Genomic DNA, 2,569 nt, shown 5'->3' with positions numbered 1-2,569 from the left:
CCTTTTCAGTAAAGGAACCTGAGGTGTTTGCTTGTTTAATCCAGCGATCTAGCGCAGATGGGCTAAGCTCATACTCTTTCACAATAGCTGCTCTTGATTTCCCGTTTTCATATAACTGAACCATTTGTCTTTTGAATTCTGCTGTAAATGTACGTCTCTCTCTTGGCATAGTAGATCCGCTCCCAATTGTGATGTTTTCATTCTACTAGCCCCTAATTTTTCTGTCCAACTAAGTGTAGCCGATCCAGTACCGATTGCCGAAAAGGACAAGAACATGAGCCGATTACCGATTAGATAAGCAGTTAACTAAATTTGTTGAATTAATTTATTTTGCGAACAGGCAGGGGTGTTCAATAACTTCGCGAATAATCTTCATATAGAGTTATTTACGAAGTTCATAGATAAGACGTTATACGACAGAATCAAAAACAATAGAAAAGAAAGAGGATCATGTGATCCTCTAAATGCTAGAGTTTTGCAATTCACTAAAGAGTTGTAGAGCGTCTTTGAAACCTTGTATGTAGATACTTCTTTCTAAGATGGATTGAAGAGAAATTTGAGCATCTTCGTAAAGAAAAACTGTGTGTTGAAGTTGATCGGGCAAAGCATCGCGAAGTGTTTTAAAGTATTGATCTGTCTCAGTAGAAAGCTGATTGTATTCCGTATGACATTTCAGAAGCTCGGTATAGAGTAATTCTAGACGTATTCTTATTAACGGTTCTGTTAGCGTTTCTAATGTATCAATCATATAATATTCCTCCTTTGAATAACTCTATAAAGTTATTATATAACCTTATAAAGTTAATCACAAGGCGAATATTTGACTTTATAGAGTTAAAACTTCGCTTTTCGTTGATGATTAGTAATGTGGAGGATAAGATAGAACAATGGAGGGGAAAAAAATGAACGTAATCAAGTGTAATATACGAGAACTCATGGCAGAACATCGAATAGATGATATAACAGAATTGATGATGAGATCGGGCTTAAGTCGGAACTCAATCAACAAGTTATATAGGGAAACGAATATAGAAACAACAAAGCTGGAAACCTTATTCAAGCTATGCGATACATTTAACTGCAAATTATCGGATTTGATCGAATATGTACCAGAAGAAGTAAATAACAAGGGTTGATTCGAGAAGCGATTTTTTTCGTGCAACATAGCATTCATGCTTTGCTTCTTGTGGAGCTGAAGTTTGCAGATGAATTTCAAAGAACATCTCAGTAAAAGTATTCAACTACATTGACGTTTTGAATACAAGGGCATTATCGGAAATTTTAAGAAAGATGCATAGAATTCTCAGAAGAACGGTTTAAAGTACCTAATTTATAAACTAATTAAGGGGAAGGAATATAATGTGCGCCCAAGATAAAAAAAGCACTCAAACAATTTGAACTTAAAGACAAAGAAAGTTGTATCTTATATTTGTTTAGAATAATTGGAACGGTTGATTTATGCTTATATAGATTGAAAAAATATAACAATGAGATGAAAGACTTAGTTGAAAGATTTAATCATGATAAAACTGATAAAGTTTCCTATGATGTGTATTCAGAATTGATGGACAAAACATCTAACAATCAAAATTACTTGCTTAATATTTTAGGTGATGCTCAAAAAAACATCAATTTCGTATTTTAAATATCGAAAGCAAGCAGAACGTTCAATTAAAGCTGGAGTAAATGATATAAAGTTATCTCCTCTAAGCTCAGACTTAGAATCACACCTAAATGAATTCAATCGATTGAGAAATTGGCAAAATCATATTCCTGAATCTTTACTTACATCAGAAATTTCGCTAGTCGAAGAAGATAAATTACTGAAACGCTCGAAAAATCCAATAGAAGTATTTTATTATAAATACGTTTCACTTGAATATTTTAAAGACTTGTATATAACAAGTAGAAATTTTTATCAAGTATCTAGAAAGATACACCAATCTGTTAAAAGAGACTACTCATTATTAATAAATGAATCGGTTGAAATCAGAAGAATATTTACAGACAAAGTAAGAACAATCGAGGATTTTGATGCCGCAAAAAAATCCGCCAAAATACAAGGCTTAAAATCGACAGAGTGATAATCTATACAGGCATAAGTATGTATTCATTCTGTGTATTTCTTCTAATTGAAGGAATTAACTATCGGATAACTAAATAATCAATACGGCGAATTAGTTTAGCTATCTTTTCTGAAATATTCTATGAAATGTTTAAGTACTGAACTAAAGATTTAACAAAACATAGTTCAAATCAAAAACAGAATCAATCTAAGGAAAAAATACATGCTATTTAATCAGAGAAGCTATTCCGTCGTATAAACCAGCTAATCAAAGTCAAGTCTTCGATAAAATAATCTTTGTCATTCCAAAATTGTACATACTTAAATAAACCTACCCATGAGAGCAGACGAAACTGGAATTAGAATCCAATTTAAGAGTTTAATGAGCCTGAAATGCCGATCCTGAGTTCCACATGCCAAAAATAATGCGTAAAAGCTTATGAGAAGCAGCGACAATTGCGACTTTTGCCGGTTTGCCTTCGTCTCGTTTTTGCTGATAGAATT

The 2,569-nt window shown here is 32.8% G+C and carries 4 protein-coding genes; 2 read left to right on the top strand and 2 right to left on the bottom strand.

Features of this window, described 5'->3' with window-relative positions; translation table 11 throughout:
• Both XI25_RS32675 and XI25_RS30800 read right to left on the bottom strand, forming a co-directional pair.
• On the bottom strand, nt 1-169 hold a 169-nt coding region (locus XI25_RS32675; protein ID WP_152669266.1), incomplete at its 3' end, for a transposase.
• Between the two features lie 291 nt (nt 170-460).
• Nucleotides 461-748 carry a DUF6809 family protein gene (locus XI25_RS30800; protein ID WP_046681645.1) on the bottom strand — a complete coding sequence of 96 codons (288 nt, stop codon included), beginning with the start codon at nt 746-748 and terminating at the stop codon, nt 461-463.
• A 154-nt stretch (nt 749-902) separates the two neighbouring features.
• Between XI25_RS30800 and XI25_RS30795 the strand changes: the two genes are divergently transcribed.
• Together XI25_RS30795 and XI25_RS33220 are read left to right on the top strand one after the other, a co-directional pair.
• Nucleotides 903-1,136 carry a helix-turn-helix domain-containing protein gene (locus XI25_RS30795; protein WP_046681646.1) on the top strand — a complete coding sequence of 78 codons (234 nt, stop codon included), beginning with the start codon at nt 903-905 and terminating at the stop codon, nt 1,134-1,136.
• 474 nt (nt 1,137-1,610) lie between these two features.
• Nucleotides 1,611-2,084 (top strand): hypothetical protein, encoded by a 474-nt coding sequence (locus tag XI25_RS33220; protein ID WP_152669265.1) that lies wholly within the window; start codon nt 1,611-1,613, stop codon nt 2,082-2,084.
• The last annotated feature ends 485 nt before the right edge of the window (nt 2,085-2,569 follow it).

The sequence above is a fragment of the Paenibacillus sp. DMB20 genome, from assembly GCF_000987955.1.
Lineage (GTDB): Bacteria > Bacillota > Bacilli > Paenibacillales > Paenibacillaceae > Paenibacillus_AQ.
Note: the sequence above shows the minus strand (reverse complement) of the source record. Positions and strands in the feature narration are given on the sequence as shown.

Bases quoted from the DNA above. Each gene is read 5' to 3' on its own strand.
- XI25_RS30795 (WP_046681646.1), top strand. From the start codon at position 903: ATGAACGTAATCAAGTGTAATATACGAGAACTCATGGCAGAACATCGA.
- XI25_RS30800 (WP_046681645.1), bottom strand. From the start codon at position 748: ATGATTGATACATTAGAAACGCTAACAGAACCGTTAATAAGAATACGT.